20 protein-coding genes are annotated in these 22,402 nt (G+C 40.1%); 9 read left to right on the top strand and 11 right to left on the bottom strand.

All coding sequences use genetic code 11. The features are described from left to right. Positions 1 to 11 precede the first annotated feature (11 nt). Positions 12 to 1,745, top strand: a complete 1,734-nt coding sequence (gene fruA, locus Q7657_RS15705) for a PTS fructose transporter subunit IIBC (protein ID WP_107165185.1) — start codon at positions 12 to 14, stop codon at positions 1,743 to 1,745. A gap of 89 nt (positions 1,746 to 1,834) precedes the next feature. Here the strand turns inward: fruA and Q7657_RS15710 are convergent, their stop codons facing one another. Then, the gene (locus Q7657_RS15710; RefSeq protein WP_060989418.1) at positions 1,835 to 3,202 is read right to left on the bottom strand and encodes a DEAD/DEAH box helicase; all 1,368 of its coding nucleotides are present in this window, start codon (positions 3,200 to 3,202) and stop codon (positions 1,835 to 1,837) included. A gap of 121 nt (positions 3,203 to 3,323) precedes the next feature. Beyond that, positions 3,324 to 3,605, bottom strand: a complete 282-nt coding sequence (locus tag Q7657_RS15715) for a hypothetical protein (protein WP_023932475.1) — start codon at positions 3,603 to 3,605, stop codon at positions 3,324 to 3,326. A 344-nt stretch (positions 3,606 to 3,949) separates the two neighbouring features. Between Q7657_RS15715 and Q7657_RS15720 the strand changes: the two genes are divergently transcribed. The 3 genes from Q7657_RS15720 (at position 3,950) to def (ending at position 7,581) form a co-directional block, all read left to right on the top strand. After that, positions 3,950 to 4,834, top strand: a complete 885-nt coding sequence (locus Q7657_RS15720; protein WP_107165186.1) for a sulfurtransferase — start codon at positions 3,950 to 3,952, stop codon at positions 4,832 to 4,834. An 18-nt stretch (positions 4,835 to 4,852) separates the two neighbouring features. Continuing rightward, entirely contained in the window at positions 4,853 to 6,865 is a 2,013-nt protein-coding gene (locus tag Q7657_RS15725; RefSeq protein WP_258178213.1) for a response regulator, read from the top strand. Between the two features lie 191 nt (positions 6,866 to 7,056). Next, positions 7,057 to 7,581: a peptide deformylase gene (def, locus tag Q7657_RS15730; protein ID WP_498827363.1), complete on the top strand. Its 525-nt coding sequence runs from the start codon at positions 7,057 to 7,059 to the stop codon at positions 7,579 to 7,581. 68 nt (positions 7,582 to 7,649) lie between these two features. Here def and Q7657_RS15735 read toward each other — a convergent pair whose 3' ends face one another. The 6 genes from Q7657_RS15735 to Q7657_RS15760 all read right to left on the bottom strand — a co-directional run bounded on the left by Q7657_RS15735 (position 7,650) and on the right by Q7657_RS15760 (position 13,473). Next, positions 7,650 to 9,032, bottom strand: coding sequence for an MATE family efflux transporter (locus tag Q7657_RS15735; protein WP_107165188.1), 1,383 nt, complete (start codon positions 9,030 to 9,032; stop codon positions 7,650 to 7,652). Positions 9,033 to 9,043: 11 nt separating this feature from the next. After that, positions 9,044 to 9,322: a hypothetical protein gene (locus Q7657_RS15740; RefSeq protein ID WP_146146397.1), complete on the bottom strand. Its 279-nt coding sequence runs from the start codon at positions 9,320 to 9,322 to the stop codon at positions 9,044 to 9,046. Positions 9,323 to 9,650: 328 nt separating this feature from the next. Continuing rightward, entirely contained in the window at positions 9,651 to 10,616 is a 966-nt protein-coding gene (locus Q7657_RS15745; RefSeq protein WP_107165190.1) for an LD-carboxypeptidase, read from the bottom strand. Positions 10,617 to 10,736: 120 nt separating this feature from the next. Next, entirely contained in the window at positions 10,737 to 11,852 is a 1,116-nt protein-coding gene (locus Q7657_RS15750; protein WP_107165191.1) for an anhydro-N-acetylmuramic acid kinase, read from the bottom strand. Between the two features lie 236 nt (positions 11,853 to 12,088). Further along, positions 12,089 to 12,376 (bottom strand): hypothetical protein, encoded by a 288-nt coding sequence (locus Q7657_RS15755; RefSeq protein WP_053988142.1) that lies wholly within the window; start codon positions 12,374 to 12,376, stop codon positions 12,089 to 12,091. Positions 12,377 to 12,561: 185 nt separating this feature from the next. Continuing rightward, entirely contained in the window at positions 12,562 to 13,473 is a 912-nt protein-coding gene (locus tag Q7657_RS15760; protein ID WP_107165192.1) for a LysR family transcriptional regulator, read from the bottom strand. A gap of 268 nt (positions 13,474 to 13,741) precedes the next feature. Between Q7657_RS15760 and Q7657_RS15765 the strand changes: the two genes are divergently transcribed. Together Q7657_RS15765 and tdh are read left to right on the top strand one after the other, a co-directional pair. Then, positions 13,742 to 14,935 (top strand): glycine C-acetyltransferase, encoded by a 1,194-nt coding sequence (locus Q7657_RS15765; protein ID WP_107165193.1) that lies wholly within the window; start codon positions 13,742 to 13,744, stop codon positions 14,933 to 14,935. Positions 14,936 to 15,083: 148 nt separating this feature from the next. Beyond that, complete coding sequence (gene tdh / locus Q7657_RS15770; protein WP_008986940.1) at positions 15,084 to 16,115, top strand: L-threonine 3-dehydrogenase; 1,032 nt, start codon at positions 15,084 to 15,086, stop codon at positions 16,113 to 16,115. A gap of 121 nt (positions 16,116 to 16,236) precedes the next feature. Here tdh and Q7657_RS15775 read toward each other — a convergent pair whose 3' ends face one another. Further along, complete coding sequence (locus tag Q7657_RS15775; protein ID WP_498827364.1) at positions 16,237 to 16,980, bottom strand: S8 family serine peptidase; 744 nt, start codon at positions 16,978 to 16,980, stop codon at positions 16,237 to 16,239. After that, on the bottom strand, positions 16,884 to 17,438 hold the full coding sequence (locus Q7657_RS15780; protein ID WP_498827365.1) for a protease inhibitor I9 family protein: 555 nt from the start codon (positions 17,436 to 17,438) through the stop codon (positions 16,884 to 16,886). The genes Q7657_RS15775 and Q7657_RS15780 overlap by 97 nt, the downstream gene beginning before the upstream one ends. A 411-nt stretch (positions 17,439 to 17,849) precedes the next feature. Here Q7657_RS15780 and Q7657_RS15785 point away from each other — a divergent pair, with 411 nt between their 5' ends. After that, a complete protein-coding gene (locus Q7657_RS15785) occupies positions 17,850 to 18,341 on the top strand; it encodes a VF530 family protein (RefSeq protein ID WP_107165195.1) in 492 nt (163 codons plus the stop codon). A gap of 121 nt (positions 18,342 to 18,462) precedes the next feature. Here Q7657_RS15785 and Q7657_RS15790 read toward each other — a convergent pair whose 3' ends face one another. Next, entirely contained in the window at positions 18,463 to 19,815 is a 1,353-nt protein-coding gene (locus Q7657_RS15790) for a phosphatidylserine decarboxylase family protein (protein ID WP_107165196.1), read from the bottom strand. Positions 19,816 to 20,099: 284 nt separating this feature from the next. On the opposite strand from Q7657_RS15790, the gene Q7657_RS15795 reads away from it, so the two are divergent. Continuing rightward, entirely contained in the window at positions 20,100 to 21,695 is a 1,596-nt protein-coding gene (locus tag Q7657_RS15795; RefSeq protein ID WP_107165197.1) for an ABC-F family ATPase, read from the top strand. Between the two features lie 129 nt (positions 21,696 to 21,824). Further along, entirely contained in the window at positions 21,825 to 22,280 is a 456-nt protein-coding gene (locus Q7657_RS15800; protein WP_045062951.1) for a YaiI/YqxD family protein, read from the top strand. The last annotated feature ends 122 nt before the right edge of the window (positions 22,281 to 22,402 follow it).

Below are 22,402 nucleotides of genomic sequence, written 5' to 3' on the forward strand. Positions count from 1 at the left end.
GGATTGAACAGATGAAAATTAGTATCGTTACCGCATGTCCAAGTGGCATTGCAACAACATTGATTGCCGCTGGATTATTAGAAAAAGCCGCAGCAGAGCTAAAGTGGCAAGCCAATATTGAATGTCACACCACATTAAAGCCAACACAACTATTAACTGAGCAACAAATTGAGCAATCAGATTGCATTGTAATTGCTGCTAATGCAGTGGTTGATGAGCAGCGTTTTGTCGGTAAGAAAGTCTACCGCAGTGATGTTTCTGCGTGCATGGCAAACCCAACAGCATGGCTACAAGAAGCGGTTAATCAAGCGCAGGAATTGGTTGCTGAGAGTGTGGTAACAACACCTAACTCAAGCAAGAAAAAGATTGTGGCAATTACAGCGTGTCCAACGGGTGTTGCACATACCTTTATGGCTGCTGAAGCATTAGAAACAGAAGCTAAACGTCAGGGGTACGATGTTAAAGTTGAAACTCGTGGCTCTGTTGGGGCTAAAAACCAATTAACTGCAGAAGAAATTGAAGCTGCAGATTTGGTGATCATTGCCGCTGACATTGATGTGGATTTATCACGCTTTAATGGTAAGCCACTTTATAAAACCAGTACGGGCTTGGCGCTGAAGAAAACAGCACAGGAAATTGATAACGCTTTTGCTCAAGCTGCGCCTTATCAACATAGCGTAAAAGAAACTACAGAGAAGAAAGAAGAAAAAGCAGGTGTATACAAACACTTAATGACAGGCGTTTCTTACATGCTGCCATTAGTGGTTGCTGGTGGTTTATCAATTGCGTTGTCATTTGTTTTCGGTATCGAAGCATTTAAAGAGCAGGGAACACTAGCAGCGGCATTAATGAAAATTGGTGGTGATTCTGCCTTTGCATTAATGGTGCCTGTTCTGGCTGGTTTTATTGCATTCTCCATTGCTGATCGCCCTGGTTTAGCACCTGGCTTAATTGGCGGTATGTTAGCAAGTTCAACAGGAGCTGGCTTTTTAGGTGGTATCGTTGCAGGTTTCTTAGCAGGTTACAGTGCTAAATTCCTAGCGGAAAAAGTGAAATTACCGCAATCAATGGATGCCTTAAAACCTATCCTAATCATTCCACTAGTGGCGAGTTTAATTACTGGCTTGGTAATGATTTATGTTGTAGGTGGTCCAGTATCTGCGGCTATGGAAGGGTTAACCCATTTCCTTAATACCATGGGATCTGCGAATGCGGTTTTATTGGGTATCATTCTTGGCTGTATGATGTGTTTCGACCTTGGCGGTCCTGTTAATAAAGCAGCATATACATTTGGTGTTGGCTTATTAGCATCTCATACCTATGCGCCAATGGCAGCAGTAATGGCGGCTGGTATGGTGCCAGCTATGGGTATGGGTTTAGCTACTTTCCTTGCAAAACGTAAGTTCGCTGCAAGTGAAAATGAAGCAGGTAAAGCATCATTTGTACTAGGCTTATGTTTTATCTCTGAAGGTGCTATTCCGTTTGCGGCACGCGATCCAATGCGTGTGATCCCATGCTGTATGTTGGGTGGTGCGCTAACAGGTGCATTATCTATGCTGTTTGGTGCAAAACTAATGGCACCACACGGCGGTTTATTTGTTCTGCTTATTCCAAATGCAATTACACCAGCGCTACTTTACTTAGTCGCTATTATTGCAGGTACGTTAGTGACAGGTATTTCTTATGCAATCCTGAAACGTCCAGAAGCTGAAAACAATTCATCACTTGTATCAGCGAAAGCTTAATCTTTTACTGACTCAAGAATAAACAAAAACGCCAGTATGCAGATAGTAAAAGCATACTGGCGTTTTTTTATAAGTTTAGAAAGCCGTTATTATTGTTGTGGCTTAGGTTTACGAGGCGCACGAGGTAAACCTGTTTCACGATCTGTAATAGGTTTACGGCGTTTAGGCTTGGTTGATTTAGGCTTATCACCACGAGGCGCATTGTTACGGCTACGATTGTCACGACGTGGTTTACGTTCGTTATTTTCACCTTCAGCATCATCGCGAGGCTTCGCTGGTTTCTTGAACTTTGGTTTATAGTTCAAAATTGAAACTGGCACTTCTTTTTTAGGTTTAAAGCCTTCAATTTCTTTACGAACAATTAAGTGGCCTAATAGGCTCTCAATCATACATAGGTTTTTGAAGTTATCTTTTGATACAAATGAAATCGCTTCACCTGATGCACCAGCACGGCCTGTACGCCCAATACGGTGAACATATTCTTCTGGTGGGAACGGTAAATCGTAGTTAACCACACGAGTTAATTGCTCAATATCGATACCACGTGATGCTACGCCAGTTGCAATTAAGTATTGCAGTTTGCCGTTTTTAAAATCTTCTAATAGCTGTGAACGTACGCCTTGGCTACGACCACTGTGGAAAGATTCAGCTTTAATGCCGCGCTTTTCTAACTGCGTTACTAACTTAGCCGCACCATGTTTGGTTTCTATGAAGATCAATGCTTGATCCCATTGTTGCTCTTGAATCAGGTGACTAAGTAATGACGATTTCATGTCTTTATCAACGGTCACTAACCATTGATCAATTTTAGGATCGGCAGAGGCGTCTTTAGCGACTGAAATTTCAATCGGATTACGTACTGCTGTTTTTGCTAGGAAACGCACCTGATCAGATAAGGTTGCTGAGAACAGCATGTTTTGGCGATCAACAGGCAAGCGCTCAACGATCTTATTAATGTCTTCAATAAAGCCCATATCAAGCATACGGTCGGCTTCATCAAGCACTAAAATTTCAATAGCATCAAAGTGGATAGCACGTTGGGTGTACATATCTAACAGACGACCCGGTGTTGCCACTAAAATATCAACACCTTCAATTAAGCGACGTTTTTGTGGTTCGTAGTCCACGCCACCGTACATCGCCATTGATTTAAGGTTTAAGTGTTTGCTGTATTGCTTAATGTTATCTTCTACTTGCACAGCCAGTTCACGAGTAGGGGCAAGAATTAATGCACGCACACGCTTAGGGCGAACCTTAATACCATCATCTAGCATTTGTAAGATTGGTAATACGAAACTCGCTGTTTTACCTGTACCTGTTTGCGCAGCAGCCATCAGGTTTTTACCTGTAAGAGCAACTGGAATGGCTTTTTCTTGAATAGGTGTAGGGGAGGTGTAACCCATTTCGGTTACGGCTTTAACGATAGAATCGCTTAATCCAAGCTTAGAGAATGGCATGTAGAGTCTCAAATAAATCATTAAACAGTTAATGTTATTACATTAACGCAGAAAATATCGGCGGAGTATATCACGCTTAACAATGGGCTGTATGTAGTCCAAGTTTACTGAAACAGTAGCACTATTGGCTGATGATATTGTTTCTTACTAAAGCACGACGCACATTATTACACAGTTTGCCAAAGCGTCTGATCTCATCAAATTGCGGAGTCACACCACGGGCAATGGCAGATTCCCAATAGGTTAAATCCGTATCAACTAACTCTAATAATTTCTTTGGGCAGCCCACGCATTTGTTATCAGGGCCACAGACAAAAGTACTTTCATCATAAAGGGGAAATTGTTGTTTGACTTGGCTAATGATGTCGAGCATTGCCGTTGTACGGTCGGGCTTTTTACACATGACAGGAATAATAAATAAAACAATATTCTAAATCAGCATAAATAAAATATCTATCGATAATCATCCTATACTAATGATGGGAATAAGAACGCAAATTATCATATTGATATAAATATGATTCTTGTTGAAGTGATGTCTAAATATTTAGGTATTGGATACCAATTTGCTTTGCAAAATGCAGAAAGAGAAATTGCTAAATGTACAGAAAGCTAAAAATGAAGAGAAATCAGGCGAATTAGTATTTTTTATTTTGGCTAGTTTCTTGCTGGATATGAAATGTGTTGGTCACAAGTGTTCTTATTGTTTGTTGGTGCGCATATTACAGGTGAAATAAGGAAAACAGAATGACTAAATGGCAAAACATATTGAAAAATTTATCGTTTTTTTTGTTTGTTATATTGGGTTTCTTTACCAGTATGAGTGCGTTGGCACAAAAAAGTTATGTTGTTGATCCTAGTTGGTTGAAAGAGCAAATAGCAACGAAGCAGCCAGTGGTGATTTTCGATAGTCGATCTAAAGAACAGTATGATCAAGGGCATATCCCTAATGCAATCAGTTTTCCTGTAGAGGATACTTATGTTGTTCAAGATGATGTTTATTACGTTAAAAATAAAGTCAACATAGCCCCATTGCTGAGAGAGAAAGGAGTAACGAAAGACGCTAAAGTGATCGTGTATGATCAAGGTGAACTGATGTTTGCGTCTCGATTACTTTGGGTATTGGAGCTTTATGGGGTTAAAGATTTAGCGATTTTAAATGGTGGTCTTGATGGATGGAAAGAGGGTAACGAGATCTCCCAAATTGCACATACCTTACCGGCCTCTGATTATGTGCCAGTACTTAATCCTAGTATTTATGCAAGCACGACGGTTGCAAAAGTTGCGGTTCATAATCCGAAATATAATTTATATGACAGCCGTACTTATGATGAATATTTAGGTAAGAAATCGGTCACCAGTAAATATGGTCGTATACCTAAAGCAAAGTATATTGATTTAAGTAAGTTCTTTACCACAGATGCCAATGGTAAGAAATTTCTTAAATCTCAAGCAGAACTTGATGAAGTACTAAGTAAATTAGATAAAACAAAGAAAAATATTACTTACTGTAATAAAGGTACAGCATCGACATTATCTTATTACTTATTAAAACAAGCTGGATTTAATGTTGCGCATTATGATGGTTCTTGGATTGATTGGTCTGAGAAGGGATTACCCATCGAGAAATAGGTTTACCTTGAGGGTAAAATGATGAAGGAAAATGTTGACGATAATTCTCTGGCAAAAGGAAAGAGTGAGCAATTCAACGCCAAGATTTCGCACGACCATGATATTCATCATTTATATCATAAAACAAGCTTGTTTAGTAAAATTGCGCTGGTAATGAGCACGGTTCTACTTTGTGTCATGTTATCAGCGCTTTACATTAGTTATTACAACAATACCCAACGGGTGGTAAAAGATATTAAAGTGATGATGAATACCTTTTCACCATTACTTATTGATACTGCAATCTACCAGGATACCGAGACAGCCATTGAGCTTAATCGCTCCTTGGAAGGACATAAAGAGATCCTTTCGTTAAGTTTGTATGATTTAGAGGGTCACTTACTTCATTTTTATGAAAATGGTGATGATGACAATTATGAACCTTTGAAACAAACTCCAGGTTTATCTATTTATAAAGGTAATTATAAACTCACTTACCCAGTATCATTTAATGGCGATGATATATTTAATTATGTGATTTATTACAGCTCGTCAGACATCGTTACCACTATTTTAATTCAGCTGTTAGTTTTTATTCTACCGTTCTTATTTTTTATATTTTTCATTTTGATTTATATGTACCGTAAGGTAACAAGACCATTAACGTTTTTAATTGGTCAACTACCAAAAATAGGCTCTGGCGGTGTTAATATTTCAGATGTTGGCGATGCTGAAGGTGAGGTGTCGTTATTAGCCTCAGAATTAAAAAAAGCTGATGAATGTATTCACAATACTGAAAGTAAACTGCAAGGCTTAAATCGAAAGTTACGAGAACAAGCGGATGATTTAAGTGAAGCGATCAAAATAAAAGCGGAATTTATGGCAAATATGAGTCACGAAATCCGTACCCCAATGAATGGCGTGCTTGGCTTTGTCCAATGCCTAGAAGAACGAAAATTGGATAAGGAATCTCGTCGTCAGATTGGCTATATCAAAGAGTCAGCGTACTCATTATTAGTGATCATCAATGAAATATTGGATTACTCGAAATTAGAATCAGGTAATGTGGAATTACATTTAACACCTTTTGCTTTTAACCCATTTGTTCATAGTTGTATTACGCCATTTATTCATCAAGCCAAAATAAAGAAGATCCATGTTTCAACAGAAATCGGAGGCGACATTGCGTCTGGCTTTATTGCTGATGAAGGGCGTTTACGTCAAATACTGATTAATTTAATTGGGAATGCGGTTAAGTTTACTCATACAGGCTCTGTAACATTAAGTGTTGAACGTTTATCTTCGCCAGTACAACAGTGTGAAGAATTAAGGAAATATAACGATAAACATATTCAGTGGTTACGCTTTAAAGTGATAGATACCGGGATTGGTATAGCAGAAGAAAAATTAGCATTTATATTTGATTCGTATAGACAAGCAGATGGTTCTATTTCTCGTCAATTTGGTGGGACAGGGCTAGGTTTATCAATATCAAACAGCTTGTGTAAGTTGATGTTTGCAGAACTTAAGGTTGAAAGTTGTGTTGGGAAAGGGACGACATTTTGGTTTGATATTCCACTCAAGCAATCTGATGAAAAACGCTGTGAGAATAGTGAGGAAAAAATTCAGCAGACTAACTTATCTATGTACGAAGATCGTAAGATTTTGGTTGTTGAAGATAGTATGGTCAATCAGCAATTAATTAAGGCATTTTTAATCTCATTTGGATTAAAAAATATTGCTGTTGTTAGTGACGGCTTACAAGCTGTTGAGTATATGATTGAAAACACAGCTGATATTATCTTGATGGACTGCCAAATGCCCAATATGGGGGGGCTCGAAGCCACAGAATTAATACGCGAAATGCAGTCCATTCACCGCCCTGTTATTATTGCGTTAACAGCGAATGTGTTAGAGGAAGAAAAACAACGTTGTTTAAAAGCAGGGATGGATGATTATGTGTCAAAACCCATTGATAAAGTCATGTTATATAAAAGTCTGCAACAGGCTTTTAATCATGAGAATGGGGATGATTTAGCAGCAAATATATAAATCAATAGCACAAACTTTATTCACTTTTACCTATTATACCAATTGAAACAAACGATTATTCTCTCTTTTCTCTGTTATATAAACTATTGAACATAGAGCAACAAGACTAATTATCACTTTGAGAGTGAGCGGCTATCTGATAAGTTACGTCCCTGCAAGGTATTCAACTCCATCGAGTAAGTAGAGAGAAAATGGCAGTTTTAGAAATTTTAACCGAACCAAATCCAAAGCTACGCGTTCAAGCTGAAGAAGTAACAGACGTAAAAGCTGAACACATCCAAACGCTTATCGACGACATGCTACAAACCATGTACGAAACGGGTAATGGTATTGGTTTAGCTGCTCCTCAAGTAGGCCGCAAAGAATCTATTATTGTTATCGACTTATCTGAAGAGCGTAATGAGCCACAGGTATTCGTTAACCCTAAGATCGTTCGTGGTGAGAACCCAGTGGTTGGTCAAGAAGGCTGTCTATCAGTGCCTGATTACTACGCAGACGTTGAGCGTTTTGAGAAAATCGAACTAACAGCACTGGATCGCGATGGTAATGACATTCACCTAGAGCGTGATGATTTCCTTGCGATTGCACTACAGCACGAAATTGATCACCTAAAAGGTATTCTATTCATTGATTACCTATCGCCACTTAAGCGTCAAATGGCAATGAAAAAAGTGAAGAAATACTTAAAGATGCAAGAGAAAGCAGCTAATAAGTAATTCATTTACAACAGTTATTAAAAACGGTGAAAAGCTTTATCCATATCGAGTAGGCTTTCACCGTTTTTTTATGCCAGATGATTGAGCCATTTTTTACTTTTGAAACGGTAGATACAGGCAAACCATTTAAATAGAGTTTCAGCAAAAAAGAGCAGATAAATCCATTGTGGCGGTAATTTTAAAAAGTAAGCGGCAATAAAGGCTAACGGAATACCAAAAGCCCACTGAGTTAATACATCCTGATATAAGCAAAACTTCACGTCACCACCAGCACGTAATACACCAACCACCATTGTGGTCGGAAGAGAGCGTAAAATGATCCCCACAGCTAAGATGATCATAAAAGTATTGGATAAGTTTTCGGTTGTCGGGCTTAGGGCAGGGAATAAGCTTAGAATATATTCTCGATTTACAAATAAAATCAGAGAGATAATGCAAGTAACAATAATTGCAATTATCACCAGAATAATCGCTTGATAATAGGCTCTTTGATATTGCTTAGCCCCCAGTTCATTACCTATAATGACTGCAGAGGCGTTAGCAATCCCCACTAAAAAGCTCAGAGATAAAGATTCAATCGGTGTCATCACGGAAAGTGCCGCCAAACCTTCAACACCACTTAGTCCCATAATCGCGTGGTATGAAAAGATCCCTACTGACCATAAAAGAAAATTAAATGTTGTAGGTAAAGATAGCGAAAAAAAGCGTTTTAACTCACTGCTTGATGTTATGACGGTAAAGTCGGCAAGGTTGAAAATAAGTAGGTGTTTTTTAATAAGAAGATAAAAAAGCAATAATACGACTTCAAATACACTACTTAATAAGGTTGCCAACGCAGCCCCTTTTATTCCTAGTGCTGGAAAACCCAAGTGACCAAAAATAAGCACCCAATTTAAGAAAATATTTGCCAAAATGCCGCAAGCGCTAAAGAAAGTACTTATTTGGGGCTCTGTAATTGAACGTAAACTTGCAGTATAACTAACCACTACTGCACTGAATACTAAGCTAAAACCCACAATGGAGAGGTAGTCGCTACCTCGTTGAATAACTTCTTGTGATGAGGTAGCTAATTGCATTACTGCGTGAGGATAAAAATAAAAAATGAGCGCGAATATAAAAGCAAAAACAACCGTAGAGAATAGGCTCAATACAGTACTCTTTTTTACTCCGAGATGATTATTCGCACCCCAATATTGGGCTGATAGAATACCGCCACCAGTGGCGATACCTGTTAATAAAATCGTGATCACAAATAATGCTTTTGCTGCGATACCCATAGCAGCAATATCAACTTCAGACAATTGACTCAGCATCAAAATATCAATTAATCCTTTACTGGAAAAAAGAATACTTTGCAGAATAATAGGCGTTGCAATCAATAATAATCGTTTTAAAAAATCGTGATTAATATATTGGCTTATTGAAGGTGAATGAATTGTATCACTTGTCATTTTATTGCCTATTATTTTACACGCATTAAATGATGAGTTTCACTTTCTAGCAGGATAGTGGTCGTTTCTGAACGCTTCATTTCGTCAACAATTTTTAGCATCGAAGGTGAATAACCAGACTTAACCATCCAAGATAAAGGACTGCTAAAGCTGTCTTCACTTATTACATTTGAACCATCACTAACGCCATTCTTATTGATATTAATAACCCAAATACGATTTTTATATTCAATGCTATCAAGCAATGTCTGTTTCATTTTAGAAAAGAAAGAATGGGATGCTTTCATCATTAACCTCATTGAAGCGTTTAGGATGAGGCAACCTTAACATTGTTGAAAACACTTTATGAAGTCTATCTATTTCAAAGTGTTACAAAGAAAAAGCTAAAAGATATCAAGAGATATAAAAATTGATATTAAATGCTGACTGGTTGTTTTAGTGTGTTTAGAAACAGAGATAAATATAATAATTGTACAGTTCTAAGATATTTATACTGGCAAGTAATATATTATGAATGTTTATTTTTAAGTGGAAAGTGTGACAGAAAGCCGACAGAGAAGGGGGATTAATAAGAGTATTAGCACCCAACGAGATCGTTAAGTGCTAATACAATTAAGTTTATTGCTGCAACGTACAATAATCCGATGGCATACCATGATCGTTATTTTCGTGACGTTGTAACGATACTTGGCGACCAAAAATAACTGGTTGGTTATGCTTACCGTGTCCGATGAACGGGAAGTAATAAACAGGCTTATCAAACTGCTCGGCAAAGATCTCTAAAACCTTTTTGTACATTAAGCGATCTTGATCGTTTGGATCCATTTGGTAGTACTGACCAAATACAATCGCATTTACATCAAAGTCTTTTAAGAACAATAGCTGTTGTAAGTAGCGATCTAGCTGACGGTAAGTCACGCCAATGTCTTCGAGTAATAATACTTTATTGGCAAAGTCTGGCTGATATTTCGTGCCAAAGGTTGCGCCCACTAAAGTGTGATTCCCCCCAATCAGTTGACCTGAAACTGCAGTTGTTTTTGCTAACTCGTTAAGCGGTAATACCGTGTTATAGCTAACACCTTCATGCATGAGTGCTTTCAAGTCAGGAATAGGTTGTTCATTACCGCCGTTGGTCGCTTTGTTAGTTGATGCATTAATGGCATGAACCGATTGCCAGCCTAACTCATTATTAATAAAGCTGTGAATGGCTGTGACATCGCTAAAACCTACAATGGTCTTTGGTTTGATTTCACGAAGCTGCGTTTTATAAGCATGTAAATATGGCAACAGGTTTAGTGCACCGCCGCCGCCTCGGAAAAACCACAATACATCAATAGTAGGATCAAGTAGAGCGGAGATCAGGTTATTGGCACGCTCTTGATCGGTATTAACATAACCTAAGTCGGAGATCACTTGATGTAGGTATTTGGTGGTAACCATGTAGCCGTGATCGATAAAGGTCTTTACCACATTATCGACAGTTTGCTCGTCATATTGGGTTGAGCAGGAAATCAGGGCGACTTGGTTAAATTCTTTTGCGCAAATAAGATCGGAATCTAACGCATTATTTTTCATTGTATTCATTTAGATTGTTCTCTAATTGAGCATATTCACTGTTTAAGTACAGCTAAATAGTCTTTTATCATGACGACGATAGTGAGTATAACAAACTGTTTATTCACTATTTTAAGCCATCGTCAGAAATTAGTTTGCCGGATAGATCGCACCGAGTGTAGTTAAACGAGATGCACCAGTAACTTCAGGTAAATTGCCAGATAAGCCATGTAATGTACGATAGCCCAGCCATGCAAAAGCCATTGCTTCCATATTATCGCTATCCACACCTCGCTCGCTGGTAGTCGTGACTATCCAATCTGGTAGTAAGGAGGCTAAACGTTGCATTAATAATGGGTTATGGGCTCCGCCACCACAAACTAATAACTCATTTGGCATGTTATCAGGTGTGTCTTGGGTGGTTTTACTTACATCATTCGCAATAGTAACAGCAGTGTATTCAGCCAAGGTCGCTTGTACATCTTGTGGCTCAATAACTAATCCTGATAAGTGCTGCTCTAACCACGGCATATTAAACAATTCGCGTCCTGTGCTTTTAGGGGGAGTCAGAGCAAGGTAAGGCTCTTGCAGTAGGCGAGTTAATAGCTCTGAATTTACTGTACCTGATAGCGCCCATTGTGCGTTTTTGTCATAGCTTTGCTGAAGATGTTGGTTTATCCACGCATCCATTAGCATGTTGCCTGCACCAGTATCAAAACCAATCACAGGTTTATTTGGTGTCAGCACAGTGATATTGGAAATACCGCCAATATTTAAAATCACGCGGTTAATGTGTTTATCGCTAAATAATTGCTGGTGGAATGCGGGGACTAAAGGCGCGCCTTGACCGCCAAATGCCATGTCTTTACGACGAAAATCAGCAACCGTTGTTATACCCGTTTTAGCTGCAATGATATTGGCGTCACCTAATTGCATGGTAAAAGGATAGGCTGAATCAGGTGCATGAAACACGGTTTGTCCGTGACTGGCGACGGCCTTAATGTCACTGGCTGGGATCTGTGTTTTCTCAAGCAGAGCATTAACGGCATCGGCAAAGAGATGACCTAAGCGATGATCAAGCTCGCCAATTTGTTGAAGGTTTGTACTTTGACCGATACAAACATCGAGTAGGGCTTGTTTTAAATCAGTTGGCATTGGATAGTCATGGTTAGCTAACAGTTTGATGCTGTTGTCATTCATTTCAACCAGAACGGCATCTACGCCATCCATGCTAGTGCCAGACATTAGGCCAATGTACTTTTCCATCACGCATTCCATACAAGATCTTAGGGTGTAAATACACTTTAGAACTAACCGAATAAGAATGAAATCAGTTTTAATGTTATCTGTTGATATTTAAAGGTGATTGATTAATCAACGAGCGGAAAAACAACCGAGATAGTGGTCAAGTTTTGCTAGTAATAAGCAAACCTACACACTTTGTTTGGATAAAAAAGCCGCTGTCAAAAGCGGCCTCCTTAATTATATGGAAAGTAGATAGATTAATGCAGGATTGGTGAATGACTTTCCAAACTTTGTACACCCTGTGTGGCGACCACAGACTGCATTTTGCTAGCAAAATTCATTAATTCAACACTCACTGGTGAACGAGCAATCAATTCCTCTTGGGCATTGGTAATTTCAATAGCGTGGCCTGTTGTGCCGTCTTCGTATGTTCCTGAGATAAAGTGAATCGAGGTATTAATTAGGATTGAGTGTCCATACTCTTTTTCTACTAAATTAATCCAGTACATCAATTCATCGTGATTTTCGATAACTTTAGCATTCATTTGCTCTGTCCTTGATGTATTAATACATTTTTATAAGTGGTTGTATAAAAATGCTTTTATTTGCAATTACTTAGTGTCATAAGAGTATCAGCCATTCTGTAAATTTAATCGATCTGAAGTTCTTAAAATCTCAGTTATAATGTTGAAAAGGAGATATTGCGCATATTACGCAATTGCTAATGAAATTAAAGTGTCAAATTTGAGGTAAAAAAATCGATCACCGCACGTATACGAGCAGGCATAAATTTGGTTTGCGCATATTGAAGTGCTATATCTCCGTGGTAGTTACCGCGTATAGTCCAATCAGGTAATACCTGCACGACATTACCCGCTGTTAAATCATGTTTGATCACAAAGTCAGGAAACAATCCAATGCCTAAATTATCTTTCACGCCCTTTAAGCGCATTTGCGAGTGGTTAACGGCATAACGACCAGTCACAGCAACGGTGATTTGCTCACCATCTTTATCAAAATCCCAAATATGATCAGTATTGGTTTCACCTAAATATAAACAATCATGTTGCTTTAACTCACGAGGGTGAGTGGGTATGCCACGCTTAGCAATATATTCAGGGCTGGCACACAAAGTTAAATTAACTTTGCCGATTTTCTTTAATACTAACCCTTCAGATGGACGTTCGGTTAAACGAAACACCACATCAATACCATCAGCAATAATATCAATTTCGCCATCACAAGCTTTTAGCTTTAAATTCACTTCTGGATATTGTGTTAAGAAAGATTTAACTAAAGGTTGAAGCACGATACTCATAAAGGCTTTGGGGGCTGCAATGGTCACCGTACCTGATGGAATGGTGTGTTCTGAACTTGATATCTCTATCGCTTCTTTCGCAGCATCGATCATTTGGGTGCATTGCTTATAGATACGATTGCCTGACTCACTGATCACTAATTTACGCGTGGTGCGTTCAAGCAGTTTAACTGAGAGCGTTTTCTCTAACCTTGCGATCTGCTTACTGAGTGCCGATGGGGTGACGCCTAACTTGCGCGAAGCCGCAGTATAACTGCCTTCATCGACGATCACGATAAAAGTCGCTAAGTCTGGCATTAGTGCGATGAGTTTATGTGTGTCCATTTATTTGTGCCTACAGGTCAATAATCATTTTCCACCGCGGGGGATAATAGTTGTTTTTGGCATGGATTAGAATGGCAATATTAGCTTGTAGTTATCCGTATTGGATTTATTGCTAATTAGGCATAAAAAAGATCGGAAATTTGGCATAGATACGATTTATGTTCGATGATTGTCGCTATGATGCATGTTTTTATCATGTGACGATAATGTTGGATTTAAGCGCGTAATCTACCAACACATTCAGAATAATAATACTGTGAGGGACATCATGACTTCTGCATTCTATACCCAAATCCAACAGCAACTTGAAGATGTGAAAAAAGAAGGATTGTACAAATCTGAGCGTGTGATCACATCAGCGCAACAAGCATCAGTATCAATTCAATCGGGTGAAGAAGTCTTAAACTTTTGTGCCAATAACTACCTTGGTTTAGCGAATCATCCAGATCTTATTCAAGCCGCAAAAGAGGGCATGGATGAGCACGGTTTTGGTATGGCATCGGTACGTTTTATTTGTGGTACGCAAGATGCGCACAAAGAGCTAGAGCGTAAGTTATCTGATTTCCTAGGTATGGAAGACACGATCCTTTATACATCGTGCTTTGATGCTAACGCAGGTTTGTTTGAAACTATTCTTGATGCAGAAGATGCGATCATTTCAGATGCGCTAAACCACGCTTCAATCATTGATGGCGTACGCCTATGTAAAGCGATGCGCTTCCGTTATGCCAACAACAACATGAGTGAGCTTGAGCAGCAATTAATTGCAGCGAAAGAAGCAGGTGCACGTAACACACTTATCGTGACTGACGGTGTGTTCTCAATGGACGGTGTCGTTGCAAATCTACCTGCAATTTGTGATTTGGCGGAAAAATACGGCGCACTAGTGATGGTTGATGATTCTCACGCTGTTGGCTTTATGGGCGCAAATGGTCGTGGTACGCACGAATACCATAACGTGATGGATCGTATCGATATCATTACAGGTACGCTAGGTAAAGCAATGGGCGGTGCATCAGGCGGTTACACAGCAGGTAAAAAAGAGGTGATTGACTGGTTACGTCAGCGTTCACGTCCGTACTTGTTCTCTAACTCAGTCGCACCTGCCATTGTGTCTGCGTCTAACCGTGTTATCGATCTATTAGCAGAAAGCGGTGAGCTTCGTGATCGCCTATGGGAAAACTCAGCACACTTCCGTAAACGTATGACAGAAGCTGGCTTTACCATGGCAGGCGCTGATCATGCGATCATTCCAATCATGCTAGGTGATGCAAAAGTCGCAGCAGAATTTGCTGAACGTGCGCTTGCTAAAGGTATTTACGTGATTGGTTTCTCTTTCCCTGTGGTACCAAAAGGTCAAGCACGTATTCGTACTCAAATGTCTGCGGCACATTCTCTTGAGCAACTTGATAAAGCTATCGATGCATTTATCGAAGTGGGCAAAGAGATGGGCATCATCTAATTAATTTAGATTTCACGCTCTTTGCTCGTTAAAACAGACAAAGGTTATATCGCTACCACTGCATGGGTGAACACCAAAATAACAAATCTCAGTGGTAGCTAGGACGCTGAAAAGCACGTTGTATCCAAAGAAAAAAGCGAATGACATAATGAAAATTAAAGCTCTTTCTAAACTAAAGCCTGAACAAGGCATCTGGATGACTGAAGTAGACAAGCCTGAAATGGGTCACAATGATCTACTTATTCGTATTAAGAAAACCGCTATTTGTGGTACTGACGTTCATATCTATAACTGGGACGAATGGTCACAAAAAACGATTCCTGTACCTATGGTTGTAGGTCATGAGTACGTAGGTGAAGTGGTTGATATGGGTCAGGAAGTGCGTGGCTTTAATGTTGGCGATCGCGTTTCTGGTGAAGGTCATATTACCTGTGGTCACTGCCGTAACTGTCGTGGTGGTCGTACTCACTTATGTCGTAACACTATCGGTGTGGGTGTAAACCGTGAAGGTGCATTTGCGGAATACCTTGTGATCCCAGCATTTAACGCCTTCAAAATTCCTGATGATATTTCAGATGATGTCGCGTCTATTTTCGACCCGTTTGGTAATGCAGTACACACAGCACTTTCATTCGATTTAGTGGGTGAAGATGTATTGATCACAGGTGCTGGCCCAATTGGTATTATGGCTGCGGCTGTAGCAAAACACGTGGGTGCACGTCACGTAGTGATCACGGATGTGAACGAATACCGCTTAGATCTTGCCCGTGAAATGGGTGTAACTCGTGCTGTTAACGTTTCAAAAGAAAATCTTACCGATGTTATGGCAGAGCTTGGCATGAAAGAAGGCTTTGATGTTGGTATGGAAATGTCGGGTAATCCGGCTGCCTTCAACAGCATGCTATCAAGCATGAATCACGGCGGTAAAATTGCACTGTTAGGTATTCCACCATCAGACATGGCAATTGATTGGAACCAAGTGATCTTCAAAGGTTTGATCATCAAGGGCATCTATGGCCGTGAAATGTTTGAAACTTGGTACAAGATGGCAACATTGATCCAATCAGGTTTAGATCTTACACCAATTATCACTCACCACTACAAGATTGATGACTTCCAACAGGGCTTTGATGTAATGCGCTCAGGACAGTCAGGCAAAGTGATCCTTGATTGGGAATAATAGCCTAGCCATTTTGCTCGCTTTCTAAAATAGCGAGACATAAACGAAAAAAAGCTGCACAGCCATGTGCAGCTTAAATCGAACATCGAATATACGTCATTATTATTTATCAGCTTATTTTTTATAAGCTTGGAATTGGATCCGGATTGCCATCAGGATCGTTGTTTACGTAACCACTCACGTAATAGCTATTGATGATTGCTAAACCACAGAAGTGTGGTGCAGCCATTGACGTCCCGCTAAGCGTTGTTGTACCACCGCCTGTTTTGGTTGATAAAATACTTACACCTGGAAGAGCAAACTCAACGACAGAACCGTAATTAGAGAAGGTCGCAAAATTGTTGTAACGGTCAAACGCTGAAATGGTGTAAACGTTAGGGTGGGTTGTACTTGCTGGGGTATAGTTTTGCGCATCATCGGCACTGTTACCAGCTGCAATAGCGAAGATTATACCTTTACTTGCTGCTGCTTTAATTGCTGAATCTAAAGCACTTGAGAAACCTTGAGCACCTAAACTCATGTTGGCACAATCACCGTAGTTACCATGTTGGTAAACATGATCGACACCTGCAATCACACCTTCGATAGTACCGCTACCTGTATCTGAAAGAACTTTAATTGGTACAACCGTAGCACCTGCTGCTACGCCAACAACATCATAACCATCCAGTTTTGCAGCAATCGTACCTGCGACATGAGTACCATGTCCGTTACCGTCTTCAGTTGTATTGGTACCAACAAAACTTGCACCACGAGATACATCAACATTTAAGTCAGGGTGCGTGCTATCAATACCTGTATCAATGACCCATGCAGTACCGTAATCAACAACTTGGTGACCGACACGCTGTACACCCCAAGGCACGACTTCAGGATCACGTACTGGTTCCGGCTCGGTGGCTCTGGTTCAGGGGTTGGTTCTGGCTCCGGCTCAGGTGTTGTACCACCGTCTTTATTTTTCCCGCCTTTACCATAACCACCTTTTTCTTTGTCAGGGCCTTTTGGTTTATCAGGACGAGCAACAAGAGAGACAGGAAGATTTTTTTCGATATGAGATATATCAGGGAAGCGTTCTTGTAATTGTTTTAGTGCTGCTTCTGGAAGATTAATCGACATACCTTTAATAGCATGTGTGTAATTATGGCGAATTTTACCTTTACTGCTCAGTATAGCTTTTGCAATCTCTGAACGTTTGTGCTCAGTAATATTGTCATCAAATTGGATGATGTATTGGTTATGAGTAGAAACAGAAATAGGGTTGGCTGATAGAGGTGCTGAAATTGAAGCGACTAATGCAGCTGTAAATACAGTGATACGATTCATTTTTCATTGTCCAGTAAAATTAATATTGTGAAGCTCATCACAGTAGACCGAGGGTGTTTAAATTTAATTTCAAAAAAACGGAAAAAATTAGAAAAAAAAGTTATTTTTTGTAGGTGGCTGAATTAAAAACAGAATAAATCGTAAGTTTTTTGAAATAAATTCGATTTTAAAGCCAATTTCAAACATGAATGTTGTTTTAAATCTGAGAATAAAATGCTAGGTGTGGTTAGAGTATGTGGGTTGAGCCATGAGGGCGAACTGCTGCGTTGTAAAGGGCGGTAAAGCGATCAGCTAGCCGCTGTGTCGATTAATAAAACCGCATAAAATAGCGAATGAAGTAAATTGTTTATCAGTTATTGAAGCCTGCCTTTATACTTATAGCAATCCCATAAATCTCCGTTAGGAATGCTAATGCAAGAACAACAACAGAATGCTCAACCTGCTAAAAAAGAAAAAGAATTAACCCTAGAGCAACGACTATTACAGAACAACCCACTTCATGGTTTAAGCCTAGAGAAAATGCTAACTGAGCTTGTTGAACACTATGGTTGGGAGATCTTAGACACGGCAATGCGTTTTAACTGCTTCAATACCAAACCATCGATTGCCAGCAGTGTGAAATACCTGAAAAAAACACAGTGGGCGAGAGAGAAATTAGAGGCATTCTACCTTTCTCGTTTCAAACGCATGCCGCGACCAACAGCAGCAGAACGTGAAATTCCGCCTCGTATGCGTACTTTTGCTGATGGTATTGTGCCACGTGAACCAATGGAATTAACCGTTGATTCTATTCTAGCTTCTCAAGCAAAAGCAGCGTCAGCATACAAAGAGCGTGCATCCCGAGGTCGCAGTAATAGTCGTGGTGGTCATCAACGTAGTGGTAGCCGTCCACCACGTCGATAATCGACGTACAAAACAGTAAGTTTGTTTGAATAAAGAAAACGCCTTATTACTTTGATAATAAAATCAGTAATAAGGCGTTGTTGTATTTATTAGTAACGTTTAAAACAAATGACCGTTTAAATTAATCGTTTGTTAATACGGTTGCGATGCGAGAACAAACAGGAATATTAGTGGCATCTAAGCCTGGTTCAGTGTTGTGGAAATCAAATGCCAATTTCACATCAGGACCAAACACAAGACAGTGAGTAGAGCCACCAAAGTGGAACATACCTAATTCATCACCTTTATCTAGGTGTTGACCTTCTTTAACCGTGATTTCGCAAGATGATACTTCAGCCATACCCACAGCGATAAAGCACATTAAACCAATATTAGGATTATCAGATTCAATGAAGATAATCGCACGTGTTGCCACAGCGGTTAAAAATGGTTGTGAATTGTTTGGTGCACTGTCATCGGCACCATCAGGGTTACCAAAACCTTGGTACTGGTTACCCAAGTAGTAAGAGCCATTCACAATGTAGGCTTTTTTCACAGTACCGCTTATAGGACTATTCCAGCGGTGATAGCTCAATGCACTTAAGAATGCTTGATATACCGTACCACCAACAAATTGCTTCGCGAGTGGATCAAAGTCCATTATGTTTTGTAGTGAATAAGGTTGACCTTTAAGCCAGAACTCTGCACTTTCAGCCACATTCTCGACCACTTGAAGTGGGGCAGATTCACAGGCGTTAGCAATAATATTGTCGCCTTCAGCAATGGGACGAACACCTTTTACGAATTCACGAGTGAAAAAGTCATCCCAAGATTTAAAGCCATAATACTTATCACTAGGATCACATTGGAAAAAGTGCTCAAACGGCAATGCTTTTAATGCAGGATCGGAGGTTGCTTGGCAAGCGACACCAACCATTTCACGTTGCGCAGTAGGATTTAACCAGCCCAATACCTTAGGCGTACGGTTTAAATCATCGGTAACCAATACATAACGAGAATCTTGGCTTTCCAAGAATGTTGACCAGTAAGTTAGGATCTTCTTAATTTGTTGATTAACTAACGTATTAGAAAAGAAAGTATAACCGGCAGGTGTAGCCATTGGCCAATCGAGCAGGGCATTGATCGGAAAACCAATTAAACCACATGGGTTAAGCTCACCGGTTTGCGGATCAGTGTACTCAGTGCATTCAGGTGCTTGAGTCATAATTGCGTTTAGCAGCACAATAAACTCATCAAACGATAGCACTTCAGGTGTGCCTAATGGGGTGAACTCTTTTTGGTTGCCAGCGTAGCTAAACATTCGCTCTGCAAGCTCTTTGAGTGTTTCATCGTTATCAACCAGATCTTTAAACTCTTGAACAGGTTTAACAAGATCAGTCGGATTTTGAGTGGCGTGTGCTTTCAAATGCTGAATCCAAGCATTTACATGTGCTTTGCTTTTTGGAAGCCAATTGCCGAAAGAATGCATATCCATAATAACTCTTTATTTATTCATCAATGTGATGCGATTGACTATACGCTTCGGCCTAAGTTAATCATCATACAAATATTTGAAATCAAATTGCATTAATCCATACTCTGAATTTTTGAACCTAACGGAAGCAATTAGTTAACCTGAAACTGGTTACAATTTAGTTAGTAATTAGAGGTGATGTAAGTCACGGAATCTGATATACTCCGCGCCAATTTAGAGGAAAGTCGCTTGTAGTAAGCGGCTTTTTTAATGCTTGATATCTACATCAAAATTGGAACAGTACATTGATTTCAACAGCTAACATCACAATGCAATTTGGCGACAAGCCATTGTTTGAAAACATCTCAGTTAAATTCGGTGAAGGTAACCGTTACGGTCTTATCGGCGCGAATGGCTGCGGTAAGTCGACATTCATGAAAATTCTGGGTGGCGAATTAGAACAGTCTGCAGGTACTGTTTCAAAAGATCCTAACGAGCGCATGGCGAAACTAGGTCAGGATCAGTTCGCATTTGAAGAGTACACAGTTGTTGATACCGTTATCATGGGTCACAAAGAACTGTGGAAAGTAAAAGAAGAGCGTGACCGCATTTACGCTATGCCAGAAATGTCTGAAGAAGACGGCATGCGTGTTGCTGATCTAGAAGTAGAATTTGCAGAAATGGACGGCTACTCAGCAGAAGCACGTGCAGGTGAATTACTACTAGGTCTTGGTATTCCTGAAGAGCAACACTTCGGTCTAATGAGCGCTGTTGCACCGGGTCTTAAAGTACGTGTTCTTCTTGCACAGGTACTGTTCGCTGATCCAGACATCATGCTACTTGACGAACCGACGAACAACTTGGACATTCACACCATTGCATGGCTTGAGCAAGTTCTACTTGAGCGCAACTGTACAATGATCATCATCTCGCACGACCGTCACTTCCTAAACAGCGTATGTACTCACATGGCTGACTTGGACTACGGTGCGCTTCGTCTATTCCCAGGTAACTACGACGAATACATGATGGCAGCAGAAGCTGCGCGTGAACGTCTACTTGCAGACAATGCGAAGAAGAAAGCACAAATGGCTGAACTACAAACGTTCGTAAGCCGCTTCTCTGCAAACGCATCAAAAGCAAAACAAGCGACATCTCGTCAGAAGCAACTTGATAAGATCCAGCTAGAAGAAGTGAAAGCATCTAGCCGTCAATCTCCATTCATTCGTTTCGATCAGGAAAAAGAACTGTTCCGTAACGCACTTGAAGTGGAAGGTCTAAAACAAGGTTACGGTGAAAACATCCTGATCAACGGTGTTAACCTGCTTGTTGAAGTGGGTGAGCGCATTGCGATCATCGGTGAGAACGGTATCGGTAAATCAACATTCCTAAACACCCTAGCAGGTGCAATGGAGCCGATGGCGGGTATGGTTAAGTGGTCTGAAAACAATAACATTGGTTTCTACGCACAGGATCACAGCGCTGATTTCGCAGAAGACATGACACTACTAGACTGGATGGGTCAGTGGAAGAAAGATGGCGACGACGAGCAAGTTGTTCGCGGTATCTTAGGTCGTATGTTGTTCTCTCAAAACGACATCAAGAAGTCTGTAAAAGTGATTTCTGGTGGTGAGCAAGGTCGTATGCTGTTTGGTAAGCTAATCATGCAACGTCCTAACATCCTACTAATGGATGAGCCAACCAACCACATGGATATGGAATCTATCGAATCACTTAACCTTGCACTAGAAAACTTCAAGGGTACATTGATGTTCGTATCTCACGACCGTCAGTTCGTATCTTCGATTGCAACACGCATTATCGAAATCACCAAAGACGGTGTTGAAGATTTCCGTGGTACTTACGACGAGTACATTGCGAAGAAAGGCCTAGTGGGATAAGGTCGTTGATTCAACGAGCTAACGCTTAAAAGATAATGAAAAGCCGCCTTCACATAGGGCGGCTTTTTTACAGATAATGCCGAGCTAAACAGCCAATAAAAATTAGGTTAATAGCAATAAGGAAATACGATGAAAATTTGGGTTGATGCTGATGCTTGCCCTAACGTGGTAAAAGAAATCTTATTTCGTGCCGCAGACAGAACCAAAGTAAATGTTACGCTGGTGGCAAACCAATATATTCGAGTACCGCCATCACCGTTTATTCGCTCGACACAAGTAGAGCAAGGCTTTGATGTGGCAGATAACTACATCGTACAACAAGCCGAAGCAGGGGATTTAATCATTACCGCCGATATTCCACTGGCTGATGAAGTGATCACCAAAGGCGCACATGCCTTAAACCCTCGTGGTGAAATGTATACCAAAGATACCATTAAGCAGCGCTTACAAATGCGTGACTTCATGGAAACCATGCGCAGCAGTGGGGTACAAACAGGTGGCCCTGCACCACTTAGCCAAGCGGATCGCCAAAACTTCGCTAACAAACTGGATGCGTTTTTAGCCAAGAACCACAAGCCACAATAATCCTTAAAAATGGAGATGAACGCTGTTTTTTCTCCATTTTTTATTCTCCATTTCCTTTCTTTACTACACCTGTTATTTCTATTTCAATTTAGGCGAAATGCTTTTGTTTGCTGGTAATGAAA

The organism is Candidatus Photobacterium acropomis, from assembly GCF_030685555.1.
Classification (GTDB): Bacteria; Pseudomonadota; Gammaproteobacteria; order Enterobacterales; family Vibrionaceae; genus Photobacterium; species Photobacterium lucens.